The organism is Streptomyces sp. yr375 (genome assembly GCF_900110755.1).
GTDB lineage: Bacteria > Actinomycetota > Actinomycetes > Streptomycetales > Streptomycetaceae > Streptomyces.
In genome coordinates this window covers 1-17,549 of record NZ_FOFF01000068.1, presented here as the reverse complement: position 1 = coordinate 17,549, position 17,549 = coordinate 1, and the positions used below count along the sequence as shown (strand labels likewise).

Below are 17,549 nucleotides of genomic sequence, written 5' to 3'. Positions count from 1 at the left end.
TTTCTTCGTATCAGCCGCTCGGCCGCGACGAGACGCCATCGAGGGCCATTCCGGTGACATCGGCGGCAGAGGGGTCCGGACCGGTTTACGCAACCGGGGCCGAAGCGAGGTGCGGCGGGGTGCACGCCGGCCGCTCCTTGTGGACGAAGGAACGGCGCAGCGCGTGGTACGGGGCGGCCGGGTCGTCGAAGGTCCGCCGCATCCGGGCCAGCTCCCGCTCCCGGAAGCCGGCCAGCGGGGTCGTGCTCTCCAGCCGGTCCAGCTCCGTCTTCTTCGCGGTGATCCGGGACGCCGTCGCCGGAAGGGACGCGAGCCGCGCCGCCAGGGCGTCGACCTCCCGCGCGAACGCGTCGGGGCCGCAGTCGACGACCCGGTCGACGAGCCCGAGGCGCAGGGCGCTCGCCGAGCTGACCGGCAGCGCCTCACCCATGAGGCGGTCTGCCGTCGCGGCGCCCACCCGGCGCGGCAGGGTGTGCGTCCAGTACTCGGAGCCGTACAGGCCCATCAGCCGGTAGTGCGGGTTCAGCACGGCGCCGGAGCGGCACCACACCTCGTCGGCGGCCAGGGCGAGCAGCACCCCGCCCGCCGCGGCGTTGCCCGCGACCGCCGAGACCACCAGCCGGTCCGTGGTCGTCAGGACCGCCTCGACCAGGTCGTCGATGGCGTTGATGTTCGCCCAGGACTCGGCGGCGGGGTCGGCTGCGGCCTCGATGACGTTGAGGTGGATCCCGTTGGAGAAGAAGTCCCGTTCGCCGCCCAGCACCAGCACCGAGGTGGGCCGCGCGCACGCTTCCCGGTAGGCGTCCAGCAGCCGCCGGCACTGGTCCGTGCTCATGGCTCCGCCGGGGAAGGCGAACGAGAGGTGGCCGACGTTCCCGTCCTCCCGGTAGCGGATGTCCGTCCAGGTGGCCTCGCGGACCTCGGGCAGGGCCGGCAGCCGGTCGCCGAGGGCCGAGGTTGCGGGCAGTTTGTACGTCGGCGGCTGCCCGGGAAGCCGCCGGGGCCGCAGCTCGGGGATCCACACCGCGCCGTCCCGGGTGGCCCGGCAGACCGCGCCGGCCCGGGTGGCCAGCAGCTCGCCGGGGCGGCCGCGCAGCTCGCTCTCGGGATGCCCGCCGTGCAGATACCACTCGCCGCCGAGCAGCGTGTCCAGCACACCGGGCTGCGAGTCCGCCGCACTCAGCTTGCGCAGGACGTCCCGCGTGGAGTCCTCGGCCCAGTCGATCCGCCGGACACTCTGGTCGAGGTACGGGCGCGAGCACACACCGGCATGCGTCGCGTCCTGCTTGCGCGGTACGTAAGCACCCCCGGCGAAGCGCTCCACCGCGAGCAGGACGGCCTCGAGCGCGGCGTCGGCGATCTCGCCCCGGTACAGCTCGCTCTTGGACGCGTCGGGAAGCCGGCACGGTACGGAGGCCCACACGTCACCGGCGTCCATCTCCCCGTCGGCCTGGAGGACGGTGACGCCCCACTGGTCGAAGCCCGCATGGATCGCCCAGTCCAGGGAGGACGGTCCGCGGTCGCCCACGGGTCCCGGATGGACGATGAGACACGGGTACGCCGTCCACACCTCTTCGGGAATCGCCGATTTCAGCATCGGCGCGACGACGAGCCGGGGTGCGTGCCGCCGCACGGCGTCCGGCAACGAGCCGCCCGGCAGGGCGAGTTCCACCGCCACCCGGTGGCCGCGGTCGCGCAGTTCGGCGTGGACGCGCTGGGTGAGGCTGTTGAAGGCGCTGGCTAGGAGCAGGATGTGCACGGCTGCCTCCGGGCGGGCGAACGGCAGGCAGGGATGACCGCCGACCGCGATCCTCGGCCACGGCGGACCGCCGCCCCCGACGACAGACGGCAAGGTCACCCGAAATCATCTGAAAGCGGACGCAGATCCGCCATCCGGCCTCACCACGCCGGCCGCGTCAGCCGCGTCAGCCGCTTCAGCCGCTTCAACCGCTTCAACCGCTTCAACCGCTTCAACCGCGGTACATGATCACCGTCGTCGCAGGCCGCTGGTGATGCGCTCCCAGGGGGTGCGGGTGGCACCGAAGTGGGTCTCGTGCGTCCAGACGTGCGTGCACGACCGGCACTGCAGGTGGAGCAGGCTACCCACGTTGCCGAGCAGGTAGCGCCAGTGCTCGGAGCAGGTACGGCCCTGCTCGCAGGTGTCACACCCGCGCCGGTCGTCGCAGTTCGGGCAGGCCACCCAGGCACGGCGCCCGATGTCGGCCTGCGGGTCAAGCGGCAGCATCGCCGCCCCCTCTCCGGGGCAGCACACCGGCCGAGACCAGCTCGTCGTACACCCGCTGCTGCTCCGCGCTGAGGCCGGAGTACAGCAGCTCGTACGCCGCCTCCTCGCCGCGCAGCGCGGCGAGCGGGTCCCAGTCGGGGCCGAGAGCGTCCAGGACATGGGCGCGCCGGAGCATTTCGTGCGCGCTCAGGTCGACGGCCAGGTCGACCATGGGAAGGGCACCGGGTCGCTCCGCCGCAGGCCTGCTCGTCGCGGCGGGTTCGTCCGGTTCGCCGGGAAGGGGACGGCCATGGGGAGACATGGGACCGAACGTAGGTAAGCGTTCCGCGCCCAGACAAGAGCAGGTGGGAGAAGTCACACCTGCCCAGGGGCCTGCGCTTCACTGGCGGAGCCCCGTGTTCCGCCCCTGCCGCCGGGGCGGGCCGACCGCCGGGGCGGAGGCGGGTCGGCCTCCGGGCCGAGGCGGGTCGGCCTCCGGGCCGAGGCGCAGGTGGCACCTCGGCCCGACGGCTCATCCGCGTCAGGACGCGGGCAGCTCGCCGCGGACCGTGCGGGCGGCGGTGACCAGGTTTTCCAGGGACGCCCGGGTCTCGGGCCAGCCGCGGGTCTTCAGTCCGCAGTCGGGGTTGACCCACAGGCGTTCGGCGGGGATCGCCTTCAGACCGGTACGGAGCAGTTCGGCGGCTTCTTCCGCGCTCGGGACGCGCGGCGAGTGGATGTCGTACACGCCGGGGCCGGCCTCGCGCGGGTAGCCGTGGGCGGCGAGTTCGCGGGCGACCTGCATGTGGGAGCGGGCGGCCTCCAGGCTGATGACGTCCGCGTCGAGCTCGTCGATGGCCTGGACGATGTCGCCGAACTCGGCGTAACACATGTGCGTGTGGATCTGGGTGTCCGGCCGCACTCCGCTGCTGCTGAGCCGGAACGCCTCGGTGGCCCAGGCCAGATAGTCCGGGCGGTCGGCGGCGCGCAGCGGGAGCGTCTCACGCAGTGCGGGTTCGTCGACCTGGATGACCGAAGTCCCGCCCGTTTCAAGGTCGTTGACCTCGTCGCGCAGGGCGAGGGCGACCTGCCGGGCGGTGTCGCCGAGGGGTTGGTCGTCGCGGACGAAGGACCAGGCGAGCATGGTGACCGGCCCGGTAAGCAATGCCCTTGACCGGGCGTGAGGTGAGCGACTGGGCGTACGTCGTCCAGCGCACGGTCATCGGCTCAGGGCGGGAGATGTCGCCGGCCAGGATCGGCGGGCGGACGTAACGGGTGCCGTAGGACTGCACCCAGCCGTGTTGCGTGGCGAGGTAGCCGGTGAGCTGCTCGGCGAAGTACTGGACCATGTCGTTGCGTTCGGCCTCGCCGTGCACGAGGACGTCGAGACCGGCCTTCTCCTGGAAGGCGATCACCTCACCGATCTCGGCCTTGATGCGCTCTTCGTAGCCGGCCGTGTCGATCCGGCCCGCCCTCAAGTCGGCGCGGGAGGTGCGCAGTTCGGCGGTCTGCGGGAAGGAGCCGATGGTGGTGGTCGGCAGCAGGGGCAGCCCGAGGTGCGCGCGCTGGGCGGCGGCGCGTTCGGGGTAGGGCTGGGAGCGGCGGGCGTCGGCGTCTGTGACGGCGACGGTCCGGGCCCGTACGACGGGGTCGTGGGTGATCGGCGAGGCCGCGCGGGAGGCCAAGTCGGCTCGGTTGGCGGCGAGTTGGACGGCGATGGCGCCGGTGCCGAGTGTCAGGCCCTTGGTGAGGGTGACGATCTCGGCGGTCTTCTGGCGGGCGAAGGCGAGCCAGCGCAGGATCTGCGGGTCGATGTCGCGTTCGGCGGCGGCGTCGAGCGGGACGTGGAGCAGGGAGCAGGAGGCGGCGACGTCGACCCGGTCGGCCAGCCCGAGGAGGGTGCCGAGCGTGGACAGGGACCGGGTCAGGTCGTTGACCCAGATGTTGCGGCCGTTGACCACGCCCGCGACCAGGCGCTTGCCGGGCAGCCCGCCGACGGCGACGAGGGCGTCGCAGTTGGCGGCCGCGGCGTCCGTGAAGTCCAGCGCGAGCCCCTCGACAGGGGCCTTGGCGAGCACCGGCAGGGCCTCGCCGAGGCGGTCGAAGTAGGAGGCGACCAGCAGTTTCGGCCGGTCGGAGAGGGTGCCGAGGTCGCGGTAGGCGCGGGCGGCGGCGTTCAGTTCGGCGGGGGTGCGGTCCTGGACGAGGGCGGGCTCGTCGAGCTGCACCCACTCGGCGCCGGCCGCGCGCAGATCGGCGAGGACCTCGGCGTACACGGGCAGCAGCCGGTCGAGGAGGGTGAGCGGGTCGAAGTCGGCGGGCGCACCAGGGGCGGGCTTGGCGAGCAGCAGGTAGGTGACGGGACCGACGAGCACCGGCCGAGCCGCCGTCCCGAGGGTGTACGAGAGGGCAAGGGCCTCCTTCAGCTCGGCGACCTGCTTGGCGGAGTCGGCGGCGAAGACCGTGTCCGGGCTCAACTCCGGTACCAAGTAGTGGTAGTTGGTGTCGAACCACTTGGTCATCTCCAGCGGCGCGACATCCTGCGTGCCGCGCGCCATGGCGAAGTACCCGGCGAGCGGATCGGCTGCGACGGCGTCCCGGTGACGCTCGGGGACGGCGCCGACCATGACGGTGGTGTCCAGGACGTGGTCGTAGTACGAGAAGTCACCGGTGGGCACCTCGTCGATACCGGCGTCGGCGAGCTGCCGCCAGGTGGCGGCGCGCAGTTCGGCGGCGGTGGCACGGAGCGCGTCGGCGGTGACGCGGCCCTTCCAGTACCCCTCGATCGCCTTCTTCAGTTCCCGGTGCTGTCCCTGACGGGGGTAGCCGTACACGGTGGCCCGTGCTGCCGCGGCTGCGGGCTTGGTGGTCACGGAGATCTCCTTCGCGAGATGAATCCCTGAGATCCCGGCGAAGGGACACGGACGCGAAGGGGTGACGAACCGGACGGAGGCAACCCCGCGCGACACAGCGCGGTCGTCCGCCTTCCGTCTGACATGTACGCCGACCCGCCCACGAGGTCACCGGGATGTCCGCGCACGAGTGGGTCGTACGCGGGCAACGGGCAGGTCTTCGGACTCGCGGGCACGCCCTCCTTGTCGGAGGACACCTACTGGCCGTCGCTTCCCAGGCCCGTTCGTCGGGCCCAGTGCGTATGACGGCGGTCGTTCCCACTCACCGCTGCGGGGCAGTCCCGGATTTACACCGGGTTCCCTCTTGCGACGCATCCCGCCTGGCGGACGGGGCGAACCAGTTGCACCGGCCAGCCTAGAGGGACGGCCGACATTCGGATGAGTGAGATGAACCACGAGGCGGACGGGTCTGGAACGCACCACGCGCGGGAAGCGCCACCTGTCCGTTTCACCGGCCCAAGCGGCCTGGCCTGGGTACACGCCGGTCGGCGTACGGCGCGTAGCGGAGCCCCGGGCGACCACCGGGGCCACGCCGTCGTGTGACGGCACGTCGACGATGTCGGCCGCCGGCCAGTCCGTACGCCGTCGCGGCCCTTCACCGACCCTTCGGCGCCCCTTCGGCGACAGCGGCCGCCCGGATCCCCGCCAACCGGGCGGGGCTGCCCGGCGGGTCCGGCATGGCTCCGCGCCGGGGCGGGTTGTGCCCGGATGCTGATGGCCTCCAAGCCATGCGGGAGAGACCATGGACGACCACCCCAGCCTTCAACAAACCCGGCACTCGGCATCCGTTGGTGCGGGAGGCGACACCGCCGGTCAGCCGGGGGTCATCGGCATCGCGCTCGCCGCCGTGCTGACGGCCGCGTTCGCGCAGGGTTCCTGGCAATGGTTCGCCACGTACATCGGGGTGACCCTTCTTGCGGTGATCTTCTCCTTCTACCGGATGCCGACATGGATGCCCGGCCTCCGATCCACGTACCTGCGGAATCTGGCCGCGTTCTCACTGGTCGTCGGCCTGTGCGTAGCGATCACACTGGCCCCCGTACTCCAGCGCTCGGCGTGGTTGTTCCCGATGTCAGGCACCAGACGCGCGTGTCCTGAGACGGGCAGGTACGAGGGCATCCAGGCGGAGGCCGCGCTGGCGAACCTGGCTGGTCGCGACAGAACCGCCCTGGCCCGCGCGCAGGAGGCCAAGATCCATGAGGCCGTCGCCGACTGCCTGTCAGCTACGACGACCCTGTGGCTGCCGGCGTACGGGGTCGGGGCGGCCGTACTGGTGGGCCTGGGCCTGTGGTTCCTCGACCGGGCTCGGGCGAGGAAGGAGATGCCGGGCGCGCAGAACCGTTGAAGGCGACGGTGGTCGACGGTACCGGGTTGGACGAGCGTGCCCGTCGAGGGCCTCGCCGCCCTGCGTACCTTTGTAGCGGGCGGGCCGCGAGGTCCACGCCTACACGACTACAGGCGTAGAAGTGCGATGGCACCGTCCTCGGCCCTGCTGGGCGAGGCTGACCGGAAGGCACGCTGAACATGAGCAGGCAACGCGACCGTTGGTCGGAACTGACAGGCGGACAAGCCGGAGAGGAGTACGCCCGGCGTTTCGCGCGGCTCGCCGAATCGGGTCACGACATCCACGGCGAGGCCACCTTCTGCGCCGCCCTGCTGACGCCCGCCGCCCGGGTACTCGACGCCGGCTGCGGCACCGGCCGGATCGCGATCCGGCTTGCCGAGCTGGGCCACCACTGCACCGGTGTGGACGTCGACGCCTCCATGCTCGCCGTCGCACACCGCGACGCCCCCACGCTGAAGTGGCTCCTCGGCGACCTGACCCGTCTGGACACCCTCGGGTCGAAGCCCGGCTTCGACCTGGCACTCGCCGCCGGAAACGTCATCCCCCTGCTGTCCCCCGGTACCGAGTCAACCGTCGTCCGGCAGTTGGCCGCCGCACTGCGCCCCGGCGGACTGCTGGTCACAGGCATGGGCCTGGACGCGGCACACCTACCCCTGCCAGAACCGACGGTGACCCTCACGGAGTTCGACCACTGGTGCACCCAGGCCGGCCTGACCCTGCGCCAGCGCTACGCCACCTGGAACGGCGACCCCTACTACGAAGGCTGCGGCTACGCCGTCAGCGTGCACTCCCGCCCCACCACGTGAGCGCGTACCGCCGCCCTATCCGACCCCTTCCCGCCGCGCCAACGGGGTGCGACCAGGCTGCGGATGACGCGGTCGAGCGGTGACCGGGCCACGCCCGTGTCGGCCCGGGTCCGCCAGGTGACGTCCGAGCGCATCCGGGGCACCCGGCAGCAAGGGCCCGTGGGGAAGGCGTAGTTGCTCAGGTCGCGCATGGCGGCCTGCGGAAGATCGAGGCCGGGGTCGCGGGTGCGCGGCGCGGGGGCCCCGTGGCGCCTGGTGCTGGTTCGGTCCGTGCGGGGTGCCCCAGTTCACGACGGTGGCCGGACGGCGCGGGGCGGGCAGGCGTCCTGGATGTCGCGCACGGCGATCTGCGGGCGTCCGTGCAGCGCTCCACGGGCCGTCGTGGGGCGATGCTCGTCCGAGGACCGAGCGTCCATCCACTCGGGACCGTCAGCTTCCGCGCCCGGCTGGACCTACGACTGGATCGACCTCGTGCCCGTCTGCACCGCGCAGGATCGCCCCGTCGCGAACGTCCACCGAGACGGAGGCGAGCTGATCCGCAGAAGCCCAATGGGTGAACTTCTAGGCCAAATACCGTAGTTGGGATGGGCCGAAGACATCGACGACGCACTGCGGGCGTACCGGCCGGGTCCCGGGCGCACCGCCGCCCAGGCCGCGTTCGCGCCACCGGGTGACGCCATGGACCGCCTGCGAACCGAGATGTACACCCTGCTCGGCCTTGCGCAACCCCCGCACCGCATCACCTCCCCGGCTGCTGCCCCTGCCCGCACCCGCCGTGCGCGTGCCCGCAGCCTTCGACGTCCACGCCCAGATCACCGCGACCGGCATCCGGATCACCCAACACCTGGCCCGCACCCGACCACCCGGCCACCACCTGGCCGCATAGCACGGCGCTGCCGACCGAACAACTCGCCCGCTCCGTAGGCCTGTTGTACGGCCGCCCGCTCCCGGTGTCCGCCGCCCCGTGGATCTGGCCTGGACCGCCGACCAGCCGACCCCGCCGACCCCGCCGGTGGAGGTCCGGCCCCTCGAGATCCGCGTCCGTATCCGCCAAACCCAGTTCGGGCAACGCTTCGCGACTCGTGGCGCTGCCGCAGCGCTGCCGGGATCGACAACGCAAGTCGATATGGTCAAGCGGAAGTTGAAGGGGATAGAGTTTCGGCCTCACCTGATCGACTGCTGTCTTCTCTAGTGGGAGCGCCCAACCCGGCGACTCTGGGAAGGGGTTCGGTGGAGCAGGAGGTCGCGACGACACGTCAGCAGGATCGAGCGTGTTCACCGATCGCGCTGTACATGTCCCGGCCGGATGTGACGCTCGCCGGCATCCTCGATGTCCGGGCACGATGCACGCCCCACCGTCCAGCGTTCCGTTTCCTGGCCGACGGGACCAGCAACCACGTTGAGTCCTGGACCTATCGCGACCTGAAGCAGTACTCCGACGCTGTGGCAGAGCAGTTGCGGTCCGGTGGACACAGTGACGATCGCGTGGTGCTGGCCGGTCGGCCCGGACTGCGGTTCGTGGCGGGGCTGATGGGCATACTCCAGGTCGGTGCGACGGCCGTACCGGCTTTCCCTCCGACCAACCGGCGGGCCGTGACCCGGCTGCGTTCGATCCTGGCCGACTGCGCGCCCGGTGCGATCCTGGCCGACGCCCGCCATGAGCGACGATTCGCCGGGATGACGGCCGACGGAGACATGATGCCGCGGCTGATCCCGCTGGATGACGAGCCTCCTTCGAGTACGGCCGACGGGCATGCCTTGCCGGTGCCCGACGATCCGGTGCCGGTGCGGCCCACGGACATCGCGCTGATCCAGTACTCGTCCGGCTCGACGGGCGACCCGAAGGGCGTGGAGCTGACACACGCCAACCTGATGAGCAACTGCCAGGCCATCGGCCGGCACATCGGCGCGGAGGACGACCGCGTCGGGTTGACCTGGTTACCGCCCTATCACGACATGGGACTCATCGGCACCATCATGCTGGCGCTGCACGGCGGCTGGCCGCTGCTGATGATGACGCCGGAGCACTTCGTCCAGCAGCCGGCCCGCTGGCTTCGGGCGATCGCCGAACACCGGGTGACCATCACCGTCGCGCCGAACTTCGCCTTCCAGCTCTGCGCCGACACCGTGGACGACGAGGATCTGGCCGGTGTCGACCTGTCGTCGCTCCGGCACGTCTTCTGCGGCTCCGAGCCGATCGTGCTCAACACCCTGAACGCCTTCCGGAAGCGGTTCGCGCCCCTGGGCTACCGGGAGCAGACGCTGATCCCGTGTTACGGGCTCGCCGAGGCCACCCTCCTCGTGACGGCCAAAGCACCCGGGACGCCCATCAGGGTCGAGTGGGTGGACCGGGAGGAGCTGTCCCGCGGCCGGATGGTGGACACGGCCGACAACTCACTGCCCACGGCCGACGACGCGCTGCCCGTGGTCGACGACTCGCTGCCCATGGTCGGTTGCGGGGGCCCGGCGGAGGGCCACGAGCTGCTTGTCGTCGATCCGGACTCCGGCCGGGTGCTGGCCGACGGCGAGGTCGGGGAGATCTGGGTGCGGGGGCCCAACGTCGCCGCGGGCTACCACCGCAGACCCGAGCTGACCAGCTCGACGTTCGGTGCGACGCCCACCGGCCGCGCCGGTCCGAAGACGTATCTGCGGACCGGTGACCTCGGCTGTCTGCGCGACGGCGAACTGTTCGTCACCGGCCGGATGAACGGTCTGCTCGTCGTGGCCGGCCGGAACATCTACCCCCAGGACATCGAGCGCACGGTCGACCGCGCCGATCCGTCCGTGCACCGGTCGGTCGCCTTCGCGCTCCCGGGCACGTCCGAGGAACACGTCATGGTGGTCGCCGAGGTCCGCGACCACCGTCGGCCCGCCGCCCAACTCGACGCTCTGCGCGGCAGCCTGCTGGCGGCGGTGGCCTCCGAACACGGCGTCCGACCGGCCGGCGTACACCTCGTACGGCTCGGCACCATCCCCATGACCACCAGCGGGAAGATCCGCCGGGGGGCCGCGCGGACGGCGTATCTGGAACACACCCTGGGCGGCACTCTCAAGCCCCCCGAGCCCCCCGAGCCCCCCGGTCTCTCAAATGCCTCCGCTCTCTCCGATCTCTCCGGGGGGCCGCGCCATGAACGCTGAGGTCAAGGCGGCCGGGCCGCCGAGGGATCGGCTCGCGTTCGTGCTCGCGTGCGCCACCGTCGGCGGGTCCACGGTCGGTTTCGCGGCCGCGATCGTCTTCACCGTTCACCACGGCTGGTCATGGCTGCACTTCGCGCTCTTCATGGGCATGTACCTGCTCACGTCACTGGGTGTCGAGGGCGGGCTGCACCGGTTCTTCTCCCACCGCTCGTTCTCCGCCGGACCCGTGCTGACCTTCCTGTGGGGCGTCGCGGGGAGCATGGCGGCTCAGGGCCCGATCCTGTTCTGGGTGTCGGTGCACCGCAAACACCACGCCTTCGCCGACCGGGACGGCGATCCGCACTCGCCGCGCCCACGGGGCGAAGGGCGGACGGCGGTCCTGCGCGGCCTGTGGCACGGCCATGTCGGCTGGCTGTTCACCGTACGGCGGGAGGGCTGGGCCAAGTTCGTCCCCGATCTGCTGCGCAATCGCCATGTCTGCACGGTCGACCGTTATTACGCCTGGTGGATCGCCCTGGGGCTGGCCCTGCCGGCGGTCGTCGGGTGGGCGGCGACCGGTCGGCCGGTGGACGCGCTCGGCGGGCTGCTGTGGGGCGGGTTCGCCCGGATGTTCGTCCTCGACCATGTGACGTGGACGGTCAACTCGTTGGGGCACACGCTGGGCCGCCGCCCGTACGAGACCCGGGACTCCAGCCAGAACCTCGCCGTGCTCGCGCCGGTCTCGGTGGGCGGGTCCTGGCACAACAACCACCACTCCCAGCCGGCTCTGGCGCACAACCGGCACCGCTTCTGGCAGATCGACATCACCGGCGAGGTCATCCGCCTCCTGGACCGAGCGGGACTGGTGTCCGAGGTCCGCTATCCCGCGCGGGTGACCACGGCCCGGAAAGCCTGAGAGAAGGGAGACGGAACCATGGCGGCTCTCACTGCCCCGCCGGGCATCGTCCGGCTCGACCCGAGAAGCCTGCGGATCAAGAGGTTCTCCGCGCTGACCACCATGGTCCTGCCGCTCATCGGCACCGTCGCCGCCGGGTACCTGCTGGTGACCGGGCAGTTCACGGTGACCGATGTGGCCTTGTTCGGCGTGTTCTACTGCGTGCACCTGGGCGGAGTCACCATCGGGCTGCACCGGTATCTCGCCCACCACGCGTTCAAGACCTCGCCGTGGTTCCAGGACGTCCTGATGGCCGCCGGTTCCATGGCCGCGCAGGGCCCGCTGCTGTTCTGGGTGGCGACCCACCGGCGGCATCACAAGTTCGCCGACCGCGAGGGCGACCCGCACTCGCCCAACCTGCACGGCGCGGGCGTCAAGGCCCGTATGCGCGGTCTGTGGTACGCGCACATGCCGTGGATGCTCAGCGAGGAGTCGTCGAAGTGGTCCGTCTACGCCCCGGACCTGCTGCGTGAGCGGCGCCTGGTCCTGCATCACCGCCTGTACCCGATGTGGGTGCTGACCGGTCTCGTCCTCCCGGCGGCGATCGGCTTCGGCGTGGGGCACACGGCGATGTCCGCGTTCTCCGGCCTCGTCTTCGGCGGCCTCGCCCGGATCTTCGTCGCCAATCAGGCCGCCTGGTGCGTCGGATCCGTCTGCCACGCCTTCGGCAGCAGGCCGTTCGACAACGGGGACAAGAGCACCAACAACTGGTGGGTCGCCGTCCTCACCTTCGGCGAGGGCCTCCAGAACAACCACCACGCCTTTCCCGGGTCCTACCGGCACGCCACCCGGTGGTGGGAGCCCGACCTCAGCGGCTGGGCGCTGACCGCCCTCGGCAAGCTGCGCGTCGTGTGGAACCTGCACGAGCCGACCGCCGCACGCATCGCCCGGAAACGACAGGAGTCCCACCGTGTTTCGCCGTAACAAGAACGAGCGCACGTCCGACGGTCCGGTCACCGAGGAGGCCATCCGCGCGTGGATGGTCGACTACCTGGTGGACAAGCTGTCCGTCGATCCCGCCACGGTCGACACGACCCGGTCCTTCGAGGACTACGGGCTCGACTCCCGCGCCGGCATCCAGATGTGCGGAAAGCTGGAGAAGTTCGTCGAACTCCGCCTGTCGCCCGCCCTGTTGTACGAGCACTCGTCCATCGACGCCGTGGCCGTCCACCTCGGTCGGCGGCTCATCGAGGAGAGCAGCACGAAGAGCAGCACGGAGAGAAAGAACTGAGAGAGGGAACTGAGAAAGGGAACTGAGAGCGAGGACGTCTCATGGCCATCAGCGGCATACCCACCGGCCCGGACCGGCGGTTCGAGGAGTTCCTGGACAAGTCGCGGGCGCTGGAGGGGCGGCACCTGACGCGGTCGATCCCGCGCGAGTACTTCACTCCGCGCACGGCCCGCGGGCTGCTCGGGCTCGCGGTGAGCCTCTTCCTCTACACGGGGGCGATCATCGGAGTCGCGTTCTCCCCCTCCTGGCTGCTCGACGTCCCCCTGTGGTTCGTGGCCGGCCTCGGCGGCTGGGGGATGCACTGCATCGCGCACGACTGCGGCCACGGCTCGTTCTCCCGGTCACGACGGCTGAACACCGCCGCGGGAAGCCTCGCGCTGCTCCCGCTGCTGTACCCGTACCACTCCTGGCGGCATGTCCACAATCTGCATCATTCACACACCAACAGTCTCGAACTCGACACCGACTGGCGCCCGCTGCCCCCGGCCGCCTACCAGCGCCTCTCCCCCGTCGCCAAAGCCGTCTACGCGGGCACCCGGACCTGGGCCTTCTGGGGCGGCACCATCCGGTACTGGCTCGTGTCGGGCTTTCGGCCCGGCTACTTCCCCAAGCGGTCGATGCGCCGCGATGTGTGGCGGTCCATCGCCTTCACCGGGCCCGTCGCCGTCGTAGGCCTGTCCTCACTCGTGGTGTTCACCGGTCTGCGGGGCCTGTTGTGCTACTTCGTCCTGCCCTGGCTGATGACCCACCTGTGGTTCAGCGCGACGACGCTCATGCACCACAGCGCCGCCGACGTCCCCTTCCTGACCTCGCAGTACTGGACGCGCAACGCCAGCAGGCTGCTTCTCACCACGGACTACGCGTATCCGAAGGTGCTGTCGTTCCTGACCCACAACATCTCCGTCCACACCGCGCACCACGTGGCCCCGGCGATCCCGTTCTACAACCTCCCCAAGGCGCAGCTCGCCTTGAAGGGAGCCCATCCGGGCATGGTCCGGGAGGAGCGGCTGCGGCTCCGCCATCTGTGGCGGATCCTGCGGAGCCTTCACCTGTACGACACGGAGGCGGGGTTCTACACCGGTTTCCCGGCGGCGAGGAAGCCACCGGGAAACCGGCCGGAGGAGATGTCCCACTCCGCGTGACTTCGATGGAGGCAGCATCATGCCAGCGACCGATCAGCAGGTGACCGGGCCGGTCATGGGGCCGGCCGAGGCCCTCTCGGAGCTGTTCACCCCGGCCGGGAAACACCACCCCTATCCGCTGTACGACGCCCTGTGGGAACTCGGTCCGGTGATCCCCCTGGGCCCCTCCGGGACCCTCGTACTCGGCTACGACGAGATCTGCACCGCCCTGCGCGACCCCCGTTTCCTGGTGACCGACGCCGCCGTGCACCGGTCGACCGGGATGATCGACCACTCGTCGTGGCAGTGCTTCACCAAGATCATGATGTTCAGCAACTCACCCGACCACGAGCGCATGCGACGGTTCTCCGGCTGGGCCTACTCGCCTCGCCAGGTCGCCGAGCGGCGGGACCTCGCAGTCAAGGCCGCCGAGCGGTGGACGGACCGGCTCGCCGCCCTCGACGACGGCGGCCCGCTCGACCTGGTCGAGGCATTCGCCACCCGCGTGCCGATGACCGTCACCGGAGAGCTGCTCGGCATCCCCGAGGCTGACCGGATGGGCCTGCGGACCGCCGTCACCGCCACCACGACCGCGTTCGAGCCCGTCTTCGACCCCCGTGAACTGGCGCCCGCCGACGCGGGGATGGACGTACTGGTCGACTATCTCGGCGGCCTCGTGCGGGAACGCCGCCGCCGGCCGGGCGACGACCTGGTCAGCGCGATGGTGCGGGACCGGGATGCCGACGGAGCCGTGACCGAGGAGGAACTCGTCGCCGGCCTGGTGATGTTCGTGATCGCCGGCGTGCAGAGCCCCAGCGACATGATCGGCAACACGGTGCGGCTCGCGCTGGAGCACCCGGCCGAGGGCCGCGGGATGACCACCGATGACGACCTGCTCGCCGCCTTCGTCACCGAGACCCTGCGGATCGACCCACCGAACCACGTGCTGACGCGGGCCGCCGACACGGACATCGACTTCTACGGTCATCGCGTCGCCGCGGGCAGCAGGGCGCTGCTGGTCCTGGCCGCCGCCAACCGCGACCGCCGCCGGTTCACCGACCCGGCGACGTTCGACCTCGCCCGGAAGGACAACCGGCCGCTTTCCTTCGGACTGGGCCCGCACTACTGCCTGGGCGCCGCCTTCGCCCGAATGCAGGTCGAAGTCGCCGTGCCCGTCCTGCTACGACGCTTCCCGCGCCTGGCCCTCGCGGCCCCGCCCGCCTACCGGGATCAGCTCGTGACACGCGGCTTCGCCCGCATGGACGTGACGCTCGGTTCCTAGGCCACACAACTCGGTTCCTGGGCCAGAAAAGAAGGGGAGCGGCCGTCATGTGCGGAATCACCGGATGGATCGCCTACGACCAAGACCTCACCACCGAGCGCGAGACGCTCTCGGCGATGACGGAGACAGTGGCCTGCCGGGGCCCGGACGCCGGCGGCGTCTGGCTGGACAAGCACGCCGCGTTGGGGCACCGGCGCCTCGCCGTCATCGACATCGAGGGCGGCAGGCAGCCCATGTCCGTCGAGCGCGACGGTCGGACCCTGCTCGTCACCACCTACAGCGGTGAGGTGTACAACTACCGGGAGTTGCGGCAGGAGCTGGAGTCCCTGGGCCACTCCTTCCGCACCAGCAGCGACACCGAGGTGGTGCTGCACGCCTATCTCCAGTGGGGCGAGGACTTCACCCAGCGTCTCAACGGCATGTACGCCTTCGCGCTGTGGGACCCGCGCGGGGAACAACTCCTCCTGGTACGCGACCGGTTGGGCGTCAAACCCCTCTTCTACTACCCCACTCCCGACGGCGTCCTGTTCGGCTCCGAGCCACGGGCCGTCCTCGCCCACCCGGCCGTACGCCCCACGGTCGACGCCGAGGGTCTGGCCGAGCTGATCACCTTCACCAAGACCCCTGGCCACGCCGTGTACAAGGGGATGCGCGAGGTACTGCCCGGCAGCGTCGTCCGCGTCGACCGACGCGGCCTGACCGCCCGCACCTACTGGGCACTTGAGGCCCGCGAGCACACCGACGACCTGGACACGACCGTGGCGCGGGTCCGTGAACTCCTCGATGACATCGTGGCCCGTCAGCTCGTCGCCGACGTACCGCTGTGCCTGCTCCTCTCCGGCGGCCTGGACTCCTCGGCCCTCACGGCCCTGGCCGCCCGCACGCTGTCCGACGCCGGCCACGGCCCGGTGCGCTCCTTCGCGGTCGACTTCACCGAGTACACCGAGAACTTCAGGGCCGACGACCTGCGCGGCACCCCCGACGGCCCGTACGCGCGAGCCCTCGCCGCACATGTGCGCTCCGACCACAACGACATCGTCCTCGACACCGCCGAACTCATGGACCCCGGCCACCGGGCCGCCGTCCGGACCGCCCGCGACCTGCCCAACACCTTCGGCGACGGTGACACCTCCCTCTACCTCCTGTTCAAGGCGATCCGCGAACACTCGACGGTCGCCGTCTCAGGAGAGGCGGCGGACGAACTCTTCGGCGGCTACCGCTGGTTCCACGTCCCCAAGGCCGTACACGCCGACACCTTTCCGTGGATCGCGGCCCACGTGACGGCGACCTTCTCCGGCGGCAACGGCGGACACGAGACCACCCTGCTGAATGCCGGACTACTGTCCAAACTGGACCTCTCCGGTTACGAGCACCAGCGCTACCGCGAGGCGCTGACCGAAGTGCCGCACCTGGACGGTGACAGCGGACTGGAGCGCCGGATGCGCGAGGTCGGCTATCTGCACCTGACCCGCTTCATGCAGGTCCTCCTCGACCGCAAGGACCGGGCCAGCATGGCCGTCGGCCTGGAAGTGCGGGTGCCGTTCTGCGATCACCGGCTGGTCGAATACGTCTTCAACACCCCGTGGGCGATGAAGACGTTCGACGGGCGCGAGAAATCCCTGCTGCGCGCCGCGACCCGCGACGTCCTGCCGGACATCGTCGCCGACCGGGTCAAGAGCCCGTACCCCAGCACCCAGGATCCCCGCTACGCCGAGGTACTGCGGACGGAGCTGGCCCACCTGTCCGCCGACCGGGACGCACCGGTACGTCCACTGCTGGACACCGAGACACTGAAGCAGGCAACCACCGACACCGGCAGAAACGACATCCGACCAAGCGCCGAACTCGCCCTCGGGCTCAACGCCTGGCTGCACCGCCACGACATCACGCTGGAGATCTGACCGAGGGTTCTTCCTTACTCGGGGGCAAGGAGCAACGACGACTCCGAAAGCGCCGCGGTCGCCTCGGCCGGAGGCAGGTTCGCACTGCACTCCGGCCAGGTCCAGTTCCTCCAGCACCCGCTGGTAGCTGAGGGCGTACGTCAGGGTGAGCATGCCGCACACGGCGGCCGTCGCCCCGACGTATCCATGGGCGGAGCCGCTCAGCTCCGCGCCTTCCTCCGCATCCTGGACCTGATGTAGGCGATCACCGAGACCACGATGACGAGCATGACCGTGTCCTCGGCCAGGGTCTCCCACGCCTACGTTCCGCGTAATTCAGCGGCATAGAGTCACGAATCTGGGGTCTGACCTGGGCGGACATGGGTGAGGGCGCCTGAGAGGCGTTTCTCTAGGCGCTGGTGTTCGTGCTGGTCAGCGGGGTGTGGGTTCGAGGGCGATGATCTGCTTCGGTGTGGGGATGCCGAGCTTGGCCAGGAGGTCGGTCTGGGGCTTGGTGAGGGTGGTGACCTGGCGGAACAGGCCGGTGGGGCCGGTGAATGTGCCGAGGTGGAGCCGGTCGAGTTCGCGGCGGACGGTCGGCCAGGTCGCGCCGGTGGTGGTCTCGGTGATGCGGATCAGCAGCAGGGCGAGCCAGCAGAGGATGACGTGTGCGCGT

14 protein-coding genes, 2 pseudogenes and 1 riboswitch are annotated in these 17,549 nt (G+C 70.6%); of the genes and pseudogenes, 10 read left to right on the top strand and 6 right to left on the bottom strand.

From position 1 onward, the window contains the following. Window positions 1-85 precede the first annotated feature (85 nt). The 4 genes and pseudogenes from BMZ82_RS36770 to metE all read right to left on the bottom strand — a co-directional run bounded on the left by BMZ82_RS36770 (window position 86) and on the right by metE (window position 5,097). Window positions 86-1,858 carry an enoyl-CoA hydratase-related protein gene (locus BMZ82_RS36770; protein WP_371271352.1) on the bottom strand — a complete coding sequence of 591 codons (1,773 nt, stop codon included), beginning with the start codon at window positions 1,856-1,858 and terminating at the stop codon, window positions 86-88. Window positions 1,859-1,987: 129 nt separating this feature from the next. Next, entirely contained in the window at window positions 1,988-2,245 is a 258-nt protein-coding gene (locus BMZ82_RS36765; protein ID WP_093781743.1) for a hypothetical protein, read from the bottom strand. Further along, window positions 2,232-2,546, bottom strand: coding sequence for a DUF6400 family protein (locus tag BMZ82_RS36760; protein ID WP_093781742.1), 315 nt, complete (start codon window positions 2,544-2,546; stop codon window positions 2,232-2,234). Before BMZ82_RS36760 ends, BMZ82_RS36765 begins: the two co-directional genes overlap by 14 nt. Window positions 2,547-2,765: 219 nt before the next feature. Further along, window positions 2,766-5,097 (bottom strand): annotated as a pseudogene (metE, locus tag BMZ82_RS36755) (5-methyltetrahydropteroyltriglutamate--homocysteine S-methyltransferase). Between the two features lie 172 nt (window positions 5,098-5,269). Further along, window positions 5,270-5,493: riboswitch (cobalamin riboswitch) on the bottom strand. Window positions 5,494-5,878: 385 nt separating this feature from the next. On the opposite strand from metE, the gene BMZ82_RS36750 reads away from it, so the two are divergent. Further along, window positions 5,879-6,481 carry a hypothetical protein gene (locus BMZ82_RS36750; protein ID WP_093781741.1) on the top strand — a complete coding sequence of 201 codons (603 nt, stop codon included), beginning with the start codon at window positions 5,879-5,881 and terminating at the stop codon, window positions 6,479-6,481. Between the two features lie 179 nt (window positions 6,482-6,660). Next, window positions 6,661-7,287: a class I SAM-dependent methyltransferase gene (locus BMZ82_RS36745; protein ID WP_093781740.1), complete on the top strand. Its 627-nt coding sequence runs from the start codon at window positions 6,661-6,663 to the stop codon at window positions 7,285-7,287. A 287-nt stretch (window positions 7,288-7,574) separates the two neighbouring features. On the opposite strand, the gene BMZ82_RS42400 is transcribed toward BMZ82_RS36745, so the two are convergent. Continuing rightward, complete coding sequence (locus tag BMZ82_RS42400) at window positions 7,575-7,703, bottom strand: hypothetical protein (protein ID WP_256252309.1); 129 nt, start codon at window positions 7,701-7,703, stop codon at window positions 7,575-7,577. Window positions 7,704-8,005: 302 nt separating this feature from the next. On the opposite strand from BMZ82_RS42400, the gene BMZ82_RS41100 reads away from it, so the two are divergent. The 8 genes from BMZ82_RS41100 to asnB all read left to right on the top strand — a co-directional run bounded on the left by BMZ82_RS41100 (window position 8,006) and on the right by asnB (window position 16,894). Next, window positions 8,006-8,173: a hypothetical protein gene (locus BMZ82_RS41100; protein WP_177244850.1), complete on the top strand. Its 168-nt coding sequence runs from the start codon at window positions 8,006-8,008 to the stop codon at window positions 8,171-8,173. 407 nt (window positions 8,174-8,580) lie between these two features. Beyond that, a complete protein-coding gene (locus BMZ82_RS36735) occupies window positions 8,581-10,425 on the top strand; it encodes a fatty acyl-AMP ligase (protein ID WP_093781738.1) in 1,845 nt (614 codons plus the stop codon). After that, entirely contained in the window at window positions 10,415-11,320 is a 906-nt protein-coding gene (locus tag BMZ82_RS36730) for an acyl-CoA desaturase (protein ID WP_093781737.1), read from the top strand. Before BMZ82_RS36735 ends, BMZ82_RS36730 begins: the two co-directional genes overlap by 11 nt. 18 nt (window positions 11,321-11,338) lie before the next feature. Beyond that, entirely contained in the window at window positions 11,339-12,283 is a 945-nt protein-coding gene (locus BMZ82_RS36725; RefSeq protein WP_093781736.1) for an acyl-CoA desaturase, read from the top strand. After that, on the top strand, window positions 12,270-12,590 hold the full coding sequence (locus BMZ82_RS36720; protein ID WP_256252308.1) for an acyl carrier protein: 321 nt from the start codon (window positions 12,270-12,272) through the stop codon (window positions 12,588-12,590). Before BMZ82_RS36725 ends, BMZ82_RS36720 begins: the two co-directional genes overlap by 14 nt. A 41-nt stretch (window positions 12,591-12,631) precedes the next feature. Continuing rightward, window positions 12,632-13,732: a fatty acid desaturase gene (locus BMZ82_RS36715; protein ID WP_093781735.1), complete on the top strand. Its 1,101-nt coding sequence runs from the start codon at window positions 12,632-12,634 to the stop codon at window positions 13,730-13,732. 19 nt (window positions 13,733-13,751) lie between these two features. Further along, complete coding sequence (locus BMZ82_RS36710; protein WP_256252307.1) at window positions 13,752-14,993, top strand: cytochrome P450; 1,242 nt, start codon at window positions 13,752-13,754, stop codon at window positions 14,991-14,993. Window positions 14,994-15,040: 47 nt separating this feature from the next. Beyond that, window positions 15,041-16,894 (top strand): asparagine synthase (glutamine-hydrolyzing), encoded by a 1,854-nt coding sequence (asnB, locus tag BMZ82_RS36705; protein WP_093781734.1) that lies wholly within the window; start codon window positions 15,041-15,043, stop codon window positions 16,892-16,894. Window positions 16,895-17,305: 411 nt separating this feature from the next. On the opposite strand, the pseudogene BMZ82_RS36700 reads toward asnB, so the two are convergent. Next, a pseudogene (locus tag BMZ82_RS36700) lies at window positions 17,306-17,549 on the bottom strand (transposase); the annotation flags it as partial.